Here is a 17098-nt window from a genome sequence, read left to right as displayed (position 1 = left end):
CCCGACGGCGATACCCCGCGAACCATGATAAGAGCACAGCGCCGTGCTTGGCAAGCCGGCCGGCGTCGGAGGGATGCCGTGGGCCGCCCGGCGCAGGCTGTCGATGCAAGGTCGTTGCCCAGCGGCATGACTGCCACGAGCGAGTGAACGTCGAGTCGCCGGGAAATCTAGTGCAACAAGTGAGTGCCGCCGTCGTCAAGTAACTCTTCGACGATCAACGGTTCCATATCCTGCTCGCGGCTCCAAAGCACCATCAGTACGATGATCTTGAACTTGGCGAGCGGCACCGGGTCATCGTTGAGGATCATCGCACGATCGATGGCCGTCTCCCGCATGGCCGGGCTAAGCAATCTGTTTGCCTCGAGAACAGCAACGAAGCCCAGGCAGTCGATGCCTACTAGCTTGTTCTGTTCCGGCCTTGTATAGATTCGCATCCTACCATGGCTGTCGGCCAGCTCGACGACCGGCCGATCGCTCAGGCCGTCTAGCCATTGGAGGGCCTCACCAATGGCGGCGGCGCTGAATCCCACCGCGCTTAGCCTCCGCCTTGGCGCGCGCGTCTTCGGCCGGGCCTTGAAGTCGTGATAGTTCGCAAACAGGTAAACAAGGATGTCGATCATCAGCAAAAGCAATCAGGCTTGCGAAGTCCGTTGATAATAGCCGCCCGGCAAACTGGCGACCCGACCATCCAGCTCCAGATGGAGCAGCATCACCGAAACCACGTCGGCCGTCAAGCGGCTGCGTGCAGCAATCTCATCGAGGTTGCAACGCTCGAAACCCATGGCCTGCAGCAGCATCCCAGCTTCCCCATCGACCGCCGTCGTCGTGCTGGCTGACTTGCCTAGCGCAGGCGGCTGTGTCCAGCCAAGTTCGTCGAGCACATCGGCAACGGTTTCGACCAGCTTGGCCCCCTGTTTGATCAGCCTGTGACAGCCCCGTGACTGCGGCGAGTGGATCGATCCGGGAATAGCAAAGACTTCGCGCCCTTGGTCGGCGGCGAGTCGCGCGGTGATCAGGGAGCCGCTCTCGGTCGTTGCCTCGACCACCAAAACGCCACGTGATAAGCCCGATATCAGCCGGTTGCGACGTGGAAAGTTAGCGGCGACCGGAGGAGTGCCCAGCGGATACTCGGAAACAATGCTTCCCCGCCGGGCGACTTCGGTCGCCAACTTGAGATTGGCTGCCGGGTAGATTCGGTCAATTCCAGTACCCATGAAAGCGATCGTGTTACCCGACACGCTCAGGGCGCCACGATGGGCCGCGGCATCGATCCCGAGCGCCAGGCCACTGGTGATGATCAAACCGGCATCGGCCAATGCGGCAGCGAAGCGTTCGGCGTTCGCGACACCCTGTGGCGTCGGGTTGCGGCTCCCGACCATCGCCACCGACACCTGCTTGATCTGAGAAAGGCAACCGCGAACGTAGAGTAGCGTCGGCGGATCCGGAATTTGCAATAGCGATTCCGGATACTCGGGATCGGCCAGACAAACGACATGTTGGTCGTCCTTGTCCGCCCAGTTCAGCGCTCGCTCGACGGCAGCGCGATTGTCGGTTTCGAGCAGGAGCTTGGCCAGCCGATCACCGACGACATCGCTCAGCGCGCTGCGGCCAGCACCGAAGATGGCTTCGGGCAAACCGAACGCGGCAAGAAGCTTGCGTTGTGTCTCACCGCCGACACCCGGAATCAGCGTCAGTCGTAGCCAGCCGGCCAGCGACTCGCGCGAATTCATTGCTTACGGGGTGCGGACGAAGTCGTTGACTTCGATGGTCCCCTCCGACTGCACGATCAGGCCGTAAGAGATGCGCTCGAAAATGCGGAAGACGAATAGCAAACCGATACGCTGTTCGGGAATCTGGACCGACTCCTTGCGATCGTCTTCCGCGCGACCAATCGCCAGTCGATTACGTTCGATCGCCAAGACGTGTCCGACCTCCAGCCCGTTGGTCGCCCCCCGGTTGATCGCCACGATCGACCCGCGTCCGGCCACGTCAACGCCGCCGTAAACCGAAATGACACGGCCGTCCACCGAGGAATCCGGTCGATGCGGGACGTAGGCGATGAGCGGCGGCTTAATGGCCGGCAGCAGGCGGTCGCCACGGCCGATTTCCTCCTTCATGCTGACCACTTCGAAGACCGCCGGATTGCCCGCCTGAAGCTGCCGGGCGGTGCCCAGGTAATAGGCTTCGTAACCGAGGAGTTCGTTGTTCTCCGGATCATTCAATGCCCTGCCGTTGCGGTAAATCTGCCAAGTTGCCTGGGAGGGGTCCGCATTGATGACATAAGCGCGGTCGCCGTTGCCGATGAACACGCGATCCTGTTGAGTGGCGGCGATGCGCGCCGCGCTGTCGAGCGCATTGGCTTCGACGATCAGCGGGTCGGACAGGAAAGGACGAATGACGTTCGGTGGAATCGCCGGGATCGATTGATCGACCGATTCCGAATAGACCTGAGGCTTCAGCTTCGATTGCTGAAGACGCAGACGCGGATTACCTTCCGAGTCACGCTCAAGAACGATGATGTCACCCGGAAAAATACGGTGCGGGTTTCGGATCTGATCGCGATTCATCCGCCAAATCTCTGGCCAGCGCCAAGGCTCCTTGAGAAACTTGGCCGACAGATCCCAGAGAGTGTCGCCGGGGAGCACGATGTGACGGTCCGGCGCGTTGGCAGCGAGTTGAATCTCCTGGCCGGAAGCGCAGCGAAACGCGCTGGCGATGGCCAGAAGCAACGCGAACATAATGCGGGTCATCGTGTTATCCTCGTAGGAGCGGTCGTGCCGGGATGAACTCCCGGCACCGAGTTCTGTCTGCCGTGTAGGGTAGCGCCATTGCCGACGTGATTGCAGCAGGCGGACGACAAGAGGCGCCAGTATTTCAAGACACTACGCTGGATTCTGCACGTAGTTATTTCTTCGATCAAGCTTTTTATGTCTCTACTACCCATCCTCCGATTTCCCGACCCACGCCTCAAGAAGATCGCCGCGCGCGTCGGCAGCATTGACGACGGCATTCGCCGGCTGGCGCGCGACATGGCCGAGACAATGTACGAGGCGCCAGGCATTGGCCTCGCGGCGACACAGGTGGACGTGCATTTGCGCCTCATCGTGGTCGACGCCTCGGAGACACGCGATCAGTTGCTGACCCTGATCAATCCGGAGGTCGTCGAGCAAGACGGTCAGCAGGTGCACGAGGAAGGCTGCCTCTCCGTACCGGGAGTGTATGACAAGGTCGAACGCGCAGCGCGCGTCGTCGTACGCTATTTGGATCTGGACGGCGGCGAGCGGACGGTCGAGGCCGAGGGTTTGCTTGCCGTCTGCCTGCAACACGAGATAGATCACCTGCAGGGGAAAGTCTTCGTCGAGCACCTATCCCAATTGAAGCAGTTACGGATCAGGAACAAGCTTGCCAAGCAGGCCAGGATCACAGCATGAGGCTGATCTTCGCCGGCACACCGGAGTTCGCCGAAGTCGCTCTGCGGCAGATCTTGGTTGCCGGGCATCGGGTGGCGCTGGTCCTGACACAACCCGATCGGCCATCCGGGCGAGGTCTCACCGTCCGTCCCTCACCGGTCAAACGGCTGGCACAGGAGTCGGCGATCGAAGTCCTGCAAGCGCCTACGCTTAGGGAGCCCTTAGTGCAGGAACGAATCGCCAGCGCCGCCGCCGACGCAATGGTCGTCGCCGCGTATGGCCTGATCTTACCGCAGGCGGTTCTCGACCTGCCGCGTTTCGGCTGCCTCAACATTCACGCTTCGCTATTGCCACGCTGGCGGGGCGCCGCACCGATCCAAAGGGCGATACTTGCGGGAGACAGCGAAACCGGGGTATCGATCATGCGGATGGACGCCGGACTCGACACCGGCCCCGTTCTAAGATCGGCCAGACTGACGATCGCGGACGACGATACCGCATCGTCCCTACATGACAGGCTGGCCGCCCTGGGGGCGCGTTTGATCGTCGAGACTCTTGCCGACTGGCCCCAGACCCCGGTAGCACAGTCGCCGGACGGAGTGACCTACGCCGCGAAGATCGACAAGTCCGAGGCCGCTCTCGACTGGCGTTTGTCGGCGGCACGACTGGCGCGTCAGATACGCGCCTTCAATCCGTTTCCCGGTGCAAGCTGCGACCTCGCCGGTATGCCGGTCAAAGTGTGGCGTGCCGAAGTCGTGGCCGACAACGACCTGGCCGGTCGGATTCTCAGGGTGGATCGCGACGGAATCGTCGTCGCTTGCGGTGACGGCGCCTTGCGTCTTGTCGAACTTCAGAAAGCTGGCGGAAAAAGGCTTTCCAGTGCCCAGTTCGTCGCCGGAACGCGCCTCAGAGCAGGTGCTTTCTGCGCCTTGCCGGCCGACGGGTAGCATGCCCGTCCTGCCGAGCGGCACGACTCTTCTTCGCCGCCAATGCAGCGCCGAAAAGGTTCCACGTGGAACAATGCTTCAACGTCGCAGTACGGCGCCCGGCTCGCCGGAGTGTCGCAACAGCCGCCGCAGCAGATCGGCCAAGCGATAACCTGCCTCGACCACGCGACGGCGCGCGATCGCTCGCGCGGTCGCATGAAAGTCCTCGCCGATCGTAGGCACAGCACTCGCGTCCTCCGGCGGATAGGCGTGCTGGCGGGCGATTCGCCAGCTTTCGTCGATCCACTGCTCGGGCTCCCCACTATCAGGCGCTACGCCGTACTGCCCGATCAGCGCCCTAGCCTCGGTTTCCAGTCGGCTGCCACGCAACCAGGGCGGTGCCGGGAGGTCGTCCCAGTAGCGGTGCAGACTCATCGCTTGGCGATTTGTTGCCGCCAATGGGTTGATGATCATCAGGTGGCTGCCACCAGCGTCGCTCTGCCCGTCGGCTCGATAGCGACTGGCCGCATGCAGCGGTTGGTGCGCGTCGCCGACCAGATGGATCAGCCATGGCAAAGCATAGGCTCGCTCACTAAGCGGCGCCCTCGGGTCACCGACCGTCCGGCCGAGGCTAACAAGTTGTCGGTCGAGCCTCCCGGACGGTTGCGGGAGCTTCATCTCCGGGGTCAACGGCCGGTCCAGGTAATGCCAGTTCGCCCGACGCTCCATGTCCGGAAAACCAGCTTGCGTGACGGTCGGCGGTTCGGCGCCCGCCGTGTAGAAGCGCGAGTCAACCCGGATGTCGTCCGGCCAGGTCGACGCTTCGAGAAAAGCTGTCAGGCCGGGATCGCCACCCTTGGCGCGGACTTGCCAGCGTTCGTAGTCGGGGTGACGGCGTAGAAGTTCGACCACCGCCGAGCGTGTTTCCCCATCCATACTATCCCAGGCGATCTGCGCGGTGATCCGATGGCCGCCAGCGTTCCAGGCCATGGCCGGACAGACGCTAAGGGCGAGCAGCATCTGAAGAGCCTTTCCGCGCCATCTCCCGAACAGCTTATCGGTCAAGGCGAATGTCGTCCTGCGACACCGGGTCTTCCAAAGGTTCGAGATGAGTGAACACCGACGCGTGCGGCAACGCTTGGCGAACATCGCGCTCGATGTCCTCCGCCAGCTGGTGGCCGCGCGCAATGGTCCAGTCCCCGGGAACCAAGACATGAAGCGAAACAAAGCGGCGAGCGCCAGACTCACGAGTCCTCACCGCATGGAACCCGATGCCCAGCAAGCGGTAGCGTTCGAGGACGACGAGCAGTTCCGCATGCTGTTCCGGCGGCAGACTGCCGTCCATCAGTCCCCTCGCCGACCGTTGCAGCAGACGCCAACCCGTCCATACGATGTTACCGGCGACCAGCAAGGCCAAGGCCGGATCGAGCCACAACCAGCCCGTAAACCCAACCGCGAGCAGCCCGACGACGACGCCGACCGACGTCCAGACGTCCGTCAGCAAGTGGTGCGCGTCGGCTTCCAGCGTGATCGACCGAAAGCGCCGTCCGGCGCGCAGCAAGATTCCTCCGACGGCCAGATTGATCAGCGAAGCCACGATGGAAACCACCAGGCCCAGGCCAAGTTGTTCGAGTTCCCTAGGGTAGAGCAAGCGCTCTACCGAAGCGACGGCGATAGCCACGGCGGCGAAGAAAATCAGCAGTCCTTCGAAACCGCTGGAGAAATACTCGGCCTTGCCGTGGCCGAAAGTGTGCCCTTCATCCTCCGGCTGTTCAGCAATCGACAGCATCGCCAAGGCCATGACGGCGCCAGCCAGATTCACCAGGGACTCGACCGCGTCCGACAACAGGCCAACCGAACCGGTCATCCGCCACGCTGCCGCTTTCAGTGCAATGGTCGCGAATGCGGCGCCGATCGACAGCCAAGCATAAGGTTTGAGCGAGAACGAAGCCATGCTTACATTATCGCCACTTTGCCTCAAGTCGCGCCAATGGTTGTCACGCATTGCCGGCCTCCTACGTCAGCCCGCGCTCAACCCAGTCTCCGGCTCGCCGCTTCCCATAACTGTCGGCCGCCACGCGACGGAGTAGCGGAAGCACGTCAAACAAGGTTCCGGATGGCGGTTGAGCCCGGAAACTGCGAGAATCGCAGCTTCGGACGAATCCGGGCCACTCCACCGCGAATCAAACGGCACTGCCGGCGAGCTTCAGTGCCGGTAACAGGTTCTGGTGTAACGGCGAGTTACGAGCCCACTTGGCGCCACACGGCTGCTCGACGGTCGAAGATAAACCGCATGGCGCGTCATCATCATGCAGAGGATGGACAAAAGAATGGCACCGCAAAGCACATCTGCCGACATCTCGCCGATCGAAGAGGTCATTGTCGAAATGCGTGCCGGGCGCATGGTCGTTCTGGTCGACGAGGAGGATCGCGAGAACGAGGGCGATCTGATTCTGGCTGCCGAGCACGTGACGGCCGAGGCGATCAACTTCATGGCCCGCTTTGGCCGCGGCCTGATCTGCCTGACGCTGACCGAGGCGCGCTGTCGGCAGTTGGGTCTGACGCAAATGGCACGTGACAACAAGAGCCCCTACAGTACCGCGTTCACCGTTTCCATCGAGGCCGCCGAGGGCGTGACTACCGGCATCTCGGCTCAGGACCGCGCGCTGACCATCAGAGCCGCGGTAGCAAGAAACGCGAGACCCGAGGACATCGTCCAGCCAGGGCACGTGTTCCCGATCATGGCGCGACCCGGTGGCGTGCTGGTGCGGGCCGGTCACACCGAAGCCGGTTGCGACCTGGCTCTGCTGGCCGGACTGGAACCCGCCTCGGTGATCTGCGAGATTCTCAAGGAAGATGGCAGCATGGCGCGCCTCGCGGATCTGGTCGGCTTCGCGCGCGAGCATGCGCTCAAGATCGGCACGATCACCGATTTGATCCACTATCGCAGTCGGCACGAGACCCTGATCGAGCGCACGCTGTCGAAGAGCGTGCAGAGCGTCCATGGACAGTTCACGCTCCACGCCTATACCGACTGCACTTCTAACGAAGTTCATCTGGTCCTTACCAAAGGCGAGATTCGTCCCGACAAGGAAACACTGGTGCGCGTACATGAACCGCTTTCTGTGGTCGATTTTCTCGATCCGGGGGGCGGTAGGCATACCTTTTCTCTCGACCTGGCGCAGGCCGCACTGGCACGCGTTGAGGCCGGCGTCATCGTTCTCCTGCACCGTCCGGAAAGCGGCCAGGATATTCTTGCAACCTTGCGCGAACCCGTCTCGGCAAAGCGCCCTGCGGCGCGCTGGGATCCCCGCACCTACGGCATCGGTGCGCAGATATTGCGCGACCTGGGTGTCGGCAAGATGAAACTCCTCTCCAGTCCGCGCCGAATGCCGAGCATGACCGGTTTCGACCTCGAAGTAACCGGCCACATCGCCACACCTGCCGACCTTGAAAGACTCTGATGGCCATTCCCAAACCTCCAAAAAACTCCCCGTCAGCGACGCGCTCGGAGAATATCCGCGAGTACGAACGGTCGCTCGCCGGCGAGCGGCTGAGAATCGGCATCGTCATGAGCCGCTTCAATCAGGATATCGTCGAGGGCCTCCTCAGCGCCTGCACGACGGAACTCGGGCGCCTGAAAGTTGCCGAGCACGACGTCACGCTGGCCAGCGTCCCGGGCGCCCTGGAGATACCGTTGACGCTGCAGGCGATGGCGGCTAGCAAGCGATTCGACGCCTTGATCGCGCTCGGCGCCGTGATCCGCGGCGAGACGTACCATTTCGAAATCGTTGCCAATGACTCCTGCCGGGCGCTGATGGAAGTGCAGTTGAGCAGCGGCGTGCCCATCGCCAACGGCATCCTGACTTGCGAAGACGATGACCAGGCACTCGTCCGGATGCATTCGAAAGGCGCTGATTGCGCCCAAGTCGCTGTCGAGATGGCCAATCTGCTGCGCTTCATTAGGGAGGGAGCGTGATGGCCGGTCCGTTTTCGACAAGTTCGGGAGGCAAGCCAGCCGCCAGCCGCACACCCCGCCGGCGAGCTCGCGAGTTCGCTTTGCAAGGGCTCTACCAGTGGCACTTGAGTGCCAACGACGAGGCGTCCATCGAAGCGCACCTAAGCGACACGGAGGACTTCGAGAAAGCCGACCGCGAGTTCTTTGCGCACCTCCTGCACGGTGTTCTGGCGCAGCACAAAGTTCTCGAAGGACAGTTGCAGGGCTGTCTCGACCGACCCTTCGGCGAACTTTCGCCGGTCGAAGCTTGCGTATTGTTGGCCGGCGCGTTCGAACTCGCCAATTACCCTCAAACACCCTACCGCGTGATCATCAACGAATCGATCGAACTGGCCAAGGGCTTCGGTGGGACCGACGGCCACAAATACGTCAACGGGGTGCTCGACAAGCTGGCGGCGCGCCTGCGTCCGGCCGAATTCGAGGCCAAGCGAACCGTACGTCACCGCGCGCGCTGAGTAGCGCGGCGAAGATTTCCATGCGGGGAGGCATTGGTGCCTGGCGAGTTTGAGCTGATCAGACGCTACTTCACCCGGCCAACTCACCAGGCAGTGCTCGGCCCGGGAGACGACTGCGCCTTGCTGCAACCGACACCAGGAATGCAGCTGGCAATCACCACCGACATGCTGGTCGAGGGTACGCACTTCCTGCCCGGCAGCGACCCCGCCCAGCTCGGCTGGAAATCGCTGGCCGTCAATCTCTCCGACCTGGCGGCGATGGGAGCGCAGCCACGCTGGATCCTGCTGGCCGGCAGCCTGCCGGAAGCACAAGAGGCATGGATTGCCGCTTTTGCGCGAGGGCTTTTCGACTGCGCCACACGCTACCAGGTCGATCTCGTCGGTGGCGACACGACCCGCGGGCCTCTCAATCTTTGCCTAACAGCGATCGGAGAGGTGCCGCCTGGAGCCGCCTTGCGTCGCGACCGCGCCGTTTCCGGCGACGATCTCTGGATCTCCGGCCTGCCTGGTCTGGCGGCGCTGGCTCTGGCCGAGCGGCAGGGGCGAACGCGGCTGCCCAAAGCGATCGCCGAACGCTGTGCAGAAGCTCTGCATCGACCGCTACCGCGCGTCGAACTGGGACTCGAACTCCGTCGGCAGGGCCTGGCAAACGCCGCCATCGACGTCTCGGACGGACTGCTTGCCGACCTCGGTCACATCGTGGAGAGATCGGCGCTCGCCGCCGAGGTGTTTGTCGCGCAGTTGCCGCCGCTACCCGGGGGAGCCGACCCCGTGCTTGCCCGCCGCTGCCAGCTCGCGGGCGGTGACGACTATGAACTGCTTTTTTCTGCCCCGCCGGACCGGCGGGAGAAGATCATCGAACTCGCCGCGCAACTCAAGCTGCCGCTTTGGCGATGCGGTCGCCTGGTCGGTTCCGAAACCCGACTGACGCTGTTCGACGAGAACGGAGAGCCTCTAACGATCAACGAGAAAGGTTTCGATCACTTTGCCTAAGCCCCCTTCCATCCACTTTCTGCTGGCGCACCCGGCACACCTGCTCGCGTGTGGCTTTGGCAGCGGGCTATCGCCGTGGGCGCCTGGAACCGTCGGAACACTTTTTGCGTGGGCATCGTTTCCGCTTCTGCGGCACTGGATGAGCGAATTCGAGTTGCTCGGCTTTCTTTTCGTCTGCTTCTTCGGTGGCATCATCGTGGTCCATAGGACGGGCGTCGACCTCGGTGTCACCGATCACGGCAGCATCGTCTGGGATGAGATCGTTCCCTTCTGGCTGGTACTACTGTTCTGCCCGATGCACTGGATGTGGCAGAGCACCGCACTCGTCCTGTTTCGCCTTTTCGACATCACCAAGCCGCAACCGGCGCGCTATTTCGACCAGCAGGTGAAGAACGGCTTTGGCGTCATGTGTGACGATCTCGTCGCCGCGGCCTATACGCTTCTGGCGCTGGCTATCCTGCGCTTCGTCCTGGAATGAGCGACTGTGATCAGCGCTCGCTCGAAGTTCTTGCCGCTGACGTTGGCAAACTCTTGCTCGCCAGCGGCCAGTGCTTGGCGACTGCGGAATCGTGCACTGGCGGCTGGGTGGCGCATTGCCTGACGGCAATCCCCGGCAGCTCGGGCTGGTTCGAGCGAGGTTTCGTGACCTACTCGAACGAAGCCAAGATCGAACTGCTCGACGTTGACGCCGACTTGCTGGCCGCCCACGGCGCGGTCAGCGAATCGACTGCCGTCGCCATGGCGTTAGGCGCGCTGCGCCACAGTCATGCCGACTGGGCGCTGGCTATCACCGGCGTCGCCGGTCCGGCGGGCGGGTCGCCGGGGCGGCCCGTCGGTACGGTCTGCTTTGCCTGGGCTGGACCCGACGAGCGAATGAGCGCTGAGACGCGTCGCTTCCCAGGCAACCGCGAAGCCGTGCGAGCGCAGTCCGTTCGCCACGCATTGCTGGGCCTCCTGAGGCGCGGCAACTACCGCCTCGGTTAGGCACCAGTCCAGGCCGACATGAGAAGAGCATTGCCGTCGAATCTCGTCGCCGGTGATTGGGCCAAACGTCTTCGCCTTGGAATACAATGAACGACCACAACGCGTCTTGCCTGCCTGCCGATGTGCTCAAGAATCGTTAAGCCCGCGCCCTTTCGGCTGGCGGTCCTGCTCTTGCCGATCGCACTTTTTTCCCCGGCCGACACCGAAGCGCTGACCCTCGGCCGGATGACCGTGCTCTCGCCGCTCGGCAAGCGCTTCGAAGCCGAAGTGCCACTGCTCGGCGGCGATGCCGACAAAGGGCAAATCGCCGAATGTTTTCGCCTCGGCGAGGGCAGCGAACCCGACATACCGGCGCTCACCAGCGGTCGCGTGCGCGTGCTGGAGCGTGGCGGCCGCTTGTTGCTACAAGTCGTTTCCGGGCAGACCATCAATGAACCGCTACTGCAGGTCAACCTGCGAATGGGTTGCGGAGTGGAGGTGGCCCGCAACTATGTGTTGCTGATCGATCCTACCAGAACCCGGTCCACACCGCCGGCCGTACAGTTGCCGGTCGTCCGCCCAATTTCCGAGCCGCGTTCGGCGCCGCCCGAACTTGGGTCCAAGAAGCCTTCCTCGCGCCAGTGGCGGGTCGGCAGGAGCCAGTCGGCACGCGACATCGCGCGCGCCGCCTTTCCCCAAAAACCGCGCGCGCAAGCTCGCTTTATCAGGGAATTGCAGGCGATCAATCCGGAAACCGATCTCGGCGCGCGCGGCACGAAACGATTGGCGCCGGGTACTGTTCTAAACCTTCCGGCCGGCCGCCTGGGTCCGCGGACCGTGGTCAGCGCAGCTGCGGAACGGAATTCTCAGGCGCCGACGCAAAGCGAAAAACGGCCACCTCCCCGCAAAGCGACTCCCGAAGGCGGCCGAACGGACCGCCTGATCATCTCTAGCGGAACCAGCGAAACTTCGCCGGGTGAGGACGCGAGCGCCCGGGCAGACGACGGCGAGTTGCTCCTGCGACCGGCGAACAGGCTCTCGACGCCGCGGATTGGCAAGGCAACGGACGAGCAACGCGCGCGACTACGTCTCGAATACGAGCTTCTGTCTGCCTTGCGCGAGCAGGCGGAGCAGCAATTGGCGCTGGCGGAAAAAGTCCGCCGCCTGGAAGCGGCGATCAGCGAACTGGAAAAGAAGGCGGCGGAGCAAGCGCGGCCGGCAGCTTCGGCACCAGCCACTGCCGCACCAGCCGTCTCACCAGCCTCCAAACCCTCGGCCTCGTCGCCAGGCGAGGCGCGCCCGGTGACGCCGGCAAGCGAGACGAACGACTGGTGGTTCGGCATCGCCGCACTGCTCGGCCTGACTGCCGGGTTGGCCTGGTGGTTGCGGCGCCGCGCCAGCCAACGGGCGACCGACGCCGCGGGAACCGGCCCGGCTTCGCCGCTGCTCGCCGCGGGCTCGCGTCCGGCGAAATCTGACGCCGGTTGGCAACTACACAAACTCAATCGTGGCGACGCTTCGCTGCTCGCCGCTGAAAGCGTCGCCGCCCCACCCAGTCAAGCCCCCGCCAGCGCCAGCCCGGCCAGACCCCCCGCCAGCGGCGACGATGACGACGTCACCGCGGTGCTTGAACTGGCGGAGATCATGGTGTCATTTGGCCGCGTTACAGGGGCCGCGCAGGCACTCAAGGAGTTTGTCGATCACAAGCCGTTCGCCGCCGTGACTCCGTGGCTGAAACTGCTCGAGGCCTACCGGCAGAGCGGGCAGCGTGAAGCCTTCGACCTCGCCGGAATGAAGCTCAAGCTTCATTTCAACGTGGCGCCAGCAGACTGGGAGAGCGCCAGCGAAGCTGCCGGGCCGGTCTTATCGCTCGGCGCTGGCCATGCCGCGCCGGTCGACGAGATCCTGGCGCGCTTGCCTGCGATTAGGCAGCTACCGCATATCGCGCGGGAAATATCGCGCACTTGGGATTCGACCGAATGCCTCGACTACCTGAATAAACTTCTGCGTGACAACCGTGGCGGAGAACGCCGTGGCTTCACTCTGAGCGCGGTACGTGAATTGCTCTTTCTGATCGATCTCCAGGAGAATCGCCTGGCAGGCCGCTCCTGAAAAGTGGGAAGAGCGGACGGTCGATAGCGCTCGCCCGGCGCTGGCTATTTTCCGATGGCTGTATATAATTGCAGTTTATACCCTGCGGATCGCTTCACGACGAGCACCACCGAACATGGGATAATTCCCTCACCCAAGAACAAGGATTGGCAATGGACGACAACAAGGCGAAGGCTCTGGCTGTAGCGTTGGCCCAGATCGAAAAGCAGTTTGGCAAGGGATCGATCATGAAGATGGGCGAAGGCAGCGTAGTGACCGACATCCCCGTGGTGTCAACCGGCTCGCTTGGCCTCGACATCGCGCTCGGCATCGGAGGCCTCCCGCGCGGCCGAGTGGTCGAAATTTATGGTCCGGAATCTTCGGGCAAGACCACCCTCACGCTGCAGGTCATCGCCGAGATGCAGAAACTCGGCGGAACGGCCGCCTTTATTGACGCCGAACACGCTCTCGACCCGGCCTATGCGCAGAAGCTCGGCGTGGATCTTGACGAACTCCTGATCTCGCAGCCCGACACCGGCGAGCAGGCGTTGGAAATCGCGGACATGCTGGTTCGCTCGGCCAGCGTCGATGTGGTAGTGATCGATTCGGTAGCCGCCCTCGTCCCAAAGGCCGAGATCGAAGGCGAGATGGGCGATTCCCTACCTGGCCTGCAAGCCCGCCTCATGAGCCAAGCGTTGCGCAAACTGACGGCCAATATCAACCGTACTAATACACTGGTGATTTTCATCAACCAGATCCGGATGAAAATCGGCGTCATGTTCGGCAGCCCGGAAACCACCACCGGCGGCAACGCTCTCAAGTTCTATGCCTCGGTGCGCCTTGACATCCGAAGGATCGGCAGCATCAAGAAGGGCGACGAGGTGATCGGCAACGAAACGCGCGTCAAAGTCGTCAAGAACAAAGTCGCGCCACCGTTTCGCGAAGCGATTTTCGACATCCTCTACGGTGAAGGAACGTCGCGGGAGGGGGAAATCGTCGAACTCGGCGTACAACACAAGCTGATCGACAAGTCGGGTTCTTGGTACGCCTACAACGGTGAAAAGATCGGCCAGGGCAAAGACAACGCGCGCGAGTATCTGAGGAGCAAACCGCAAATCGCCCAGGAGATCGAAGCCAAGATCCGGATGGCGGTCAACGTACCGTCTTCTTCGGCGGTGACCGCCGCCTAGGATCCGCGCGGTGCGCGACAACTTGCGCGAACGGGCTTTGCGTATCCTCGCGCGCCGCGAACATTCACGCCAGGAACTGTCGCAAAAATTGGCGCCGCATGCCGAGTCGGCCCAGCAACTCGAAGCTCTGCTCGACGATCTGACAGCGGGCTCCTGGCTTTCGGACGAACGTTACGCGGCGGCCCGGGTCAGCTCGCGTGGCGCACGCCTGGGCGACGCACGTCTGACGCAGGAACTGCGGGCCAAGGGGGTTGACGGCGATGTCGTCAACGCGGCTCTGGCCGCCGGAGAAGACGAACTGCCCAGGGCACGCCGGGCGTGGCAACGCAAGTTTGCCAACCGACCGGCTGACGCCGACGACTTGACCGAGTTGGCGCGACAGACGCGCTTTCTAGCGGGTAGAGGATTCTCCGGCGAAACCATTCGGCGCGTTCTGCGCAGCAACCAGAAAGACGATTGAATAATGGCAGACACCCAGAGCACCCTGTTCGCACATCAGCTCAAGAAGCGCTACAAGTCGCGTACGGTCGTCCATGACGTGTCCTTCGAGGTAGTCAGCGGTGAGGTGGTCGGTCTGCTCGGCCCCAACGGCGCCGGCAAGACCACCTGCTTCTACATGGTCGTCGGACTGGTGGCCTGCGATGGCGGCAAAGTTCTCCTCAACGACACGCCCTTGACCCATCTTCCGATTCACCAACGCGCCCGGCTGGGGGTTTCGTATCTGCCGCAGGAAGCGTCGGTCTTTCGCAAACTGACGGTGAGCGAGAATATCAAGGCCGTACTCGAGTTGCAGGATTCGTTAGGCGACGACGTCGATGGACAAACCGAAAACCTTCTCGAAGAACTGCACATCAGTCACCTGCGCAATAGCCCGGCGACTTCGCTTTCCGGTGGCGAGCGTCGACGCGTCGAGATCGCGCGCGCGCTGGCGACATCTCCACGCTTTCTTCTGCTCGATGAACCGTTCGCTGGTGTCGATCCGATCGCCGTGCTGGACATCCAGAAAATCATTCGCTTTCTCAAGGAACGTGGCATCGGCGTCCTGATCACCGACCACAATGTTCGAGAAACGCTGGGCATCTGCGACCACGCCTACATCATCAATGAAGGCGGTGTTCTTGCCTCTGGTCGGCCAGACGAAATCATTTATAATGAAAACGTCCGGAAGGTTTATCTGGGCGAGAATTTCCGTCTCTGAAGCCAACGGCCCAGCAGTTACCGCTCGAGAACCACGCGGGCAGCTTCCCGTGGCGATGCTGTGGCCTACCCGGTTCGGTCAATGAAACCATCCCTCCAGCTCAAGCTCACCCAGCATCTTGCGTTGACGCCGCAACTGCAGCAGTCGATCCGACTGCTGCAGTTGTCGACGCTCGAACTTGAGCACGAGTTGGAAACCTTTCTCTCGGAAAATCCCCTGCTCGAACGCGACGAGGACTACTCGCCACCGGAAGCGCAGATGCGTGAACCTGGCCTGTCCGACTCGACCGACTCCGGCCAGGCCGACGAAGGCGTCGACCCGACACTGGGCGCCGAAGACAGCTGGCTGGGTGAGGAGGGGAATTACGCTGCCGCGCCGGGTTCTTCGGGATCGTTCGATGACGATGATGACGGTGATTACCAGGACATTCAAGCGGCCACCGTCACACTGCGCGAGCATCTGTTGGCACAACTTGGGCTTATGACCCTCTCCGGTCGTGATAGCGTTCTGGTGCGCTGCCTGATCGAGGCCCTCGACGACGACGGCTATCTTACCCAGTCGCTCGAAGAAGTCGCCGACAGCCTACCGGCGGAGTTCGATATCGAGCCGGAAGAACTCCAGATCGCGCTCAATCACCTGCAGCATCTGGAGCCAACCGGGGTCGGTGCCCGCAGTCCGGTGGAGTGCCTGGAACTCCAATTGGAGGCTTTGCCGGCTGACCCCATCAGCACCCTGGCGCTGGAAATCGTTCGCCATCATCTCGAACTTCTCGCCCACCACGACTTCTCCCGACTCAAGAAACAGACCGGGTGCAGCGATGACGACCTGCGCGCGGCGCACTTGCTGATCTGCAGCTTGAATCCGCGGCCGGGGGCCCAGTACGCGTCGTCCGAAACGCGCTATGTGACGCCCGACGTCGTCGTGCGCAAAGTTCGCGGCCAGTGGGCGGTCAGCGTCAACTCTGACGCATTCCCGCGTATCCGGATCAACAGTCTGTACGCCCAGATCTTGTCCCGCCAGCGAGGATCAGGACTGGCGAGCCAACTGCAGGAAGCTCGCTGGCTGATACGGAACGTGCAACAACGGTTTGACACGATCCAGCGGGTGGCGCAGGCTATCGTCGAACGTCAGCGCCAGTTCCTCGACCACGGCGAGGTGGCGATGCGGCCACTGGTGCTGCGGGAAATCGCTGAAACGTTGGGCCTGCACGAGTCAACCATATCGCGGGTAACGACGCAGAAATACATGGCGACACCACGCGGGATTTATGAACTCAAGTATTTCTTTGGCAGCCACGTCAGCACGGAAGCTGGTGGGGCATGTTCAGCAACGGCCATTCGTGCCTTGATCAAGCAGATGATCAGTGCCGAAGAGCCGAAGCGGCCGCTTTCGGATAGCCAGATATCCGAGGTTCTTGGCCAGCAGGGCATTGTCGTCGCACGGCGAACAATTGCAAAATACCGTGAAGCGCTCAACATCCCGCCGGTCAACTTACGCAAGTCCCTTTAGAAGAAGGAGCCACACCATGAACCTGCAAGTCTGTGGACACCACCTCGAGATCACGCCGGCGCTACACGACTATGTCACCGGCAAGCTCGAGCGGATCACTCGCCATTTTGACAACGTCATTGACGTGAATGTGATCCTGTCGGTAGACAAGCTCAAGCAGAAGGCCGAAGTGACGGTGCACCTGGCAGGTAAGGACGTCTACGTGGAATCGGTCGACGAGGATCTCTACGCCGCTGTGGATGGCCTGGTAGACAAGCTCGAACGCCAGGTCCAGAAGTACAAGCAGAAGATCCAGGATCACCACCGCGGCAACAAGATCACTGACCATATTGTTGCGGAGTAAAG

At 62.3% G+C, this 17098-nt stretch carries 19 protein-coding genes; 14 read left to right on the top strand and 5 right to left on the bottom strand.

Features of this window, described 5'->3' with window-relative positions; all coding sequences use genetic code 11:
- Positions 1-167: 167 nt before the first annotated feature.
- The 3 genes from Q1M07_RS15060 to Q1M07_RS15050 are packed head-to-tail and all read right to left on the bottom strand — an operon-like array spanning position 168 to position 2750.
- Positions 168-620 carry a DUF494 domain-containing protein gene (locus Q1M07_RS15060; protein WP_300454753.1) on the bottom strand — a complete coding sequence of 151 codons (453 nt, stop codon included), beginning with the start codon at positions 618-620 and terminating at the stop codon, positions 168-170.
- Between the two features lie 12 nt (positions 621-632).
- The gene (gene dprA / locus Q1M07_RS15055) at positions 633-1730 is read right to left on the bottom strand and encodes a DNA-processing protein DprA (RefSeq protein ID WP_300454751.1); all 1098 of its coding nucleotides are present in this window, start codon (positions 1728-1730) and stop codon (positions 633-635) included.
- Between the two features lie 3 nt (positions 1731-1733).
- Positions 1734-2750 carry a LysM peptidoglycan-binding domain-containing protein gene (locus Q1M07_RS15050; protein WP_300454749.1) on the bottom strand — a complete coding sequence of 339 codons (1017 nt, stop codon included), beginning with the start codon at positions 2748-2750 and terminating at the stop codon, positions 1734-1736.
- Positions 2751-2927: 177 nt separating this feature from the next.
- Here Q1M07_RS15050 and def point away from each other — a divergent pair, with 177 nt between their 5' ends.
- The gene (def, locus tag Q1M07_RS15045; RefSeq protein WP_300454747.1) at positions 2928-3431 is read left to right on the top strand and encodes a peptide deformylase; all 504 of its coding nucleotides are present in this window, start codon (positions 2928-2930) and stop codon (positions 3429-3431) included.
- Entirely contained in the window at positions 3428-4357 is a 930-nt protein-coding gene (gene fmt, locus Q1M07_RS15040; protein ID WP_300454746.1) for a methionyl-tRNA formyltransferase, read from the top strand. The genes def and fmt overlap by 4 nt, the downstream gene beginning before the upstream one ends.
- 78 nt (positions 4358-4435) lie before the next feature.
- Here the strand turns inward: fmt and Q1M07_RS15035 are convergent, their stop codons facing one another.
- Together Q1M07_RS15035 and Q1M07_RS15030 are read right to left on the bottom strand one after the other, a co-directional pair.
- Complete coding sequence (locus Q1M07_RS15035; RefSeq protein ID WP_300454744.1) at positions 4436-5356, bottom strand: S1/P1 nuclease; 921 nt, start codon at positions 5354-5356, stop codon at positions 4436-4438.
- A 34-nt stretch (positions 5357-5390) separates the two neighbouring features.
- A complete protein-coding gene (locus Q1M07_RS15030) occupies positions 5391-6290 on the bottom strand; it encodes a cation diffusion facilitator family transporter (protein ID WP_300454813.1) in 900 nt (299 codons plus the stop codon).
- 376 nt (positions 6291-6666) lie between these two features.
- Here Q1M07_RS15030 and ribBA point away from each other — a divergent pair, with 376 nt between their 5' ends.
- The 12 genes from ribBA (at position 6667) to raiA (ending at position 17096) form a co-directional block, all read left to right on the top strand.
- Positions 6667-7800: a bifunctional 3,4-dihydroxy-2-butanone-4-phosphate synthase/GTP cyclohydrolase II gene (gene ribBA / locus Q1M07_RS15025; protein ID WP_300454742.1), complete on the top strand. Its 1134-nt coding sequence runs from the start codon at positions 6667-6669 to the stop codon at positions 7798-7800.
- A complete protein-coding gene (ribH, locus tag Q1M07_RS15020; protein ID WP_300454740.1) occupies positions 7800-8315 on the top strand; it encodes a 6,7-dimethyl-8-ribityllumazine synthase in 516 nt (171 codons plus the stop codon). The genes ribBA and ribH overlap by 1 nt, the downstream gene beginning before the upstream one ends.
- Complete coding sequence (gene nusB, locus Q1M07_RS15015) at positions 8315-8809, top strand: transcription antitermination factor NusB (protein ID WP_300454738.1); 495 nt, start codon at positions 8315-8317, stop codon at positions 8807-8809. The genes ribH and nusB overlap by 1 nt, the downstream gene beginning before the upstream one ends.
- Before the next feature lie 36 nt (positions 8810-8845).
- The gene (gene thiL, locus Q1M07_RS15010; RefSeq protein WP_300454736.1) at positions 8846-9802 is read left to right on the top strand and encodes a thiamine-phosphate kinase; all 957 of its coding nucleotides are present in this window, start codon (positions 8846-8848) and stop codon (positions 9800-9802) included.
- 10 nt (positions 9803-9812) lie between these two features.
- Complete coding sequence (locus Q1M07_RS15005; protein WP_300454811.1) at positions 9813-10280, top strand: phosphatidylglycerophosphatase A; 468 nt, start codon at positions 9813-9815, stop codon at positions 10278-10280.
- Positions 10277-10786 (top strand): CinA family protein, encoded by a 510-nt coding sequence (locus tag Q1M07_RS15000; RefSeq protein WP_300454735.1) that lies wholly within the window; start codon positions 10277-10279, stop codon positions 10784-10786. The genes Q1M07_RS15005 and Q1M07_RS15000 overlap by 4 nt, the downstream gene beginning before the upstream one ends.
- A gap of 171 nt (positions 10787-10957) precedes the next feature.
- A complete protein-coding gene (locus Q1M07_RS14995; RefSeq protein WP_300454733.1) occupies positions 10958-12877 on the top strand; it encodes a hypothetical protein in 1920 nt (639 codons plus the stop codon).
- 152 nt (positions 12878-13029) lie between these two features.
- A complete protein-coding gene (recA, locus tag Q1M07_RS14990; protein ID WP_300454731.1) occupies positions 13030-14046 on the top strand; it encodes a recombinase RecA in 1017 nt (338 codons plus the stop codon).
- Between the two features lie 10 nt (positions 14047-14056).
- The gene (recX, locus tag Q1M07_RS14985; RefSeq protein WP_300454729.1) at positions 14057-14506 is read left to right on the top strand and encodes a recombination regulator RecX; all 450 of its coding nucleotides are present in this window, start codon (positions 14057-14059) and stop codon (positions 14504-14506) included.
- A gap of 3 nt (positions 14507-14509) precedes the next feature.
- Positions 14510-15244 (top strand): LPS export ABC transporter ATP-binding protein, encoded by a 735-nt coding sequence (lptB, locus tag Q1M07_RS14980; RefSeq protein WP_300454728.1) that lies wholly within the window; start codon positions 14510-14512, stop codon positions 15242-15244.
- An 81-nt stretch (positions 15245-15325) separates the two neighbouring features.
- Positions 15326-16753, top strand: a complete 1428-nt coding sequence (locus Q1M07_RS14975; RefSeq protein ID WP_300454727.1) for an RNA polymerase factor sigma-54 — start codon at positions 15326-15328, stop codon at positions 16751-16753.
- Between the two features lie 16 nt (positions 16754-16769).
- Positions 16770-17096 (top strand): ribosome-associated translation inhibitor RaiA, encoded by a 327-nt coding sequence (gene raiA, locus Q1M07_RS14970; RefSeq protein WP_300454725.1) that lies wholly within the window; start codon positions 16770-16772, stop codon positions 17094-17096.
- Positions 17097-17098 lie beyond the last annotated feature (2 nt).

This window comes from Accumulibacter sp., from assembly GCF_029255285.1.
Taxonomy (GTDB): Bacteria; Pseudomonadota; Gammaproteobacteria; order Burkholderiales; family Rhodocyclaceae; genus Accumulibacter.
Note: the sequence above shows the minus strand (reverse complement) of the source record. Positions and strands in the feature narration are given on the sequence as shown.

Bases quoted from the DNA above. Each gene is read 5' to 3' on its own strand.
- lptB (WP_300454728.1), top strand. From the start codon at position 14,510: ATGGCAGACACCCAGAGCACCCTGTTCGCACATCAGCTCAAGAAGCGC.
- def (WP_300454747.1), top strand. From the start codon at position 2,928: ATGTCTCTACTACCCATCCTCCGATTTCCCGACCCACGCCTCAAGAAG.
- Q1M07_RS15030 (WP_300454813.1), bottom strand. From the start codon at position 6,290: ATGGCTTCGTTCTCGCTCAAACCTTATGCTTGGCTGTCGATCGGCGCC.
- raiA (WP_300454725.1), top strand. From the start codon at position 16,770: ATGAACCTGCAAGTCTGTGGACACCACCTCGAGATCACGCCGGCGCTA.
- fmt (WP_300454746.1), top strand. From the start codon at position 3,428: ATGAGGCTGATCTTCGCCGGCACACCGGAGTTCGCCGAAGTCGCTCTG.
- recA (WP_300454731.1), top strand. From the start codon at position 13,030: ATGGACGACAACAAGGCGAAGGCTCTGGCTGTAGCGTTGGCCCAGATC.
- Q1M07_RS15060 (WP_300454753.1), bottom strand. From the start codon at position 620: ATGATCGACATCCTTGTTTACCTGTTTGCGAACTATCACGACTTCAAG.
- ribBA (WP_300454742.1), top strand. From the start codon at position 6,667: ATGGCACCGCAAAGCACATCTGCCGACATCTCGCCGATCGAAGAGGTC.
- Q1M07_RS15000 (WP_300454735.1), top strand. From the start codon at position 10,277: ATGAGCGACTGTGATCAGCGCTCGCTCGAAGTTCTTGCCGCTGACGTT.
- Q1M07_RS15050 (WP_300454749.1), bottom strand. From the start codon at position 2,750: ATGACCCGCATTATGTTCGCGTTGCTTCTGGCCATCGCCAGCGCGTTT.
- Q1M07_RS14975 (WP_300454727.1), top strand. From the start codon at position 15,326: ATGAAACCATCCCTCCAGCTCAAGCTCACCCAGCATCTTGCGTTGACG.
- dprA (WP_300454751.1), bottom strand. From the start codon at position 1,730: ATGAATTCGCGCGAGTCGCTGGCCGGCTGGCTACGACTGACGCTGATT.
- nusB (WP_300454738.1), top strand. From the start codon at position 8,315: ATGGCCGGTCCGTTTTCGACAAGTTCGGGAGGCAAGCCAGCCGCCAGC.
- Q1M07_RS15035 (WP_300454744.1), bottom strand. From the start codon at position 5,356: ATGCTGCTCGCCCTTAGCGTCTGTCCGGCCATGGCCTGGAACGCTGGC.
- ribH (WP_300454740.1), top strand. From the start codon at position 7,800: ATGGCCATTCCCAAACCTCCAAAAAACTCCCCGTCAGCGACGCGCTCG.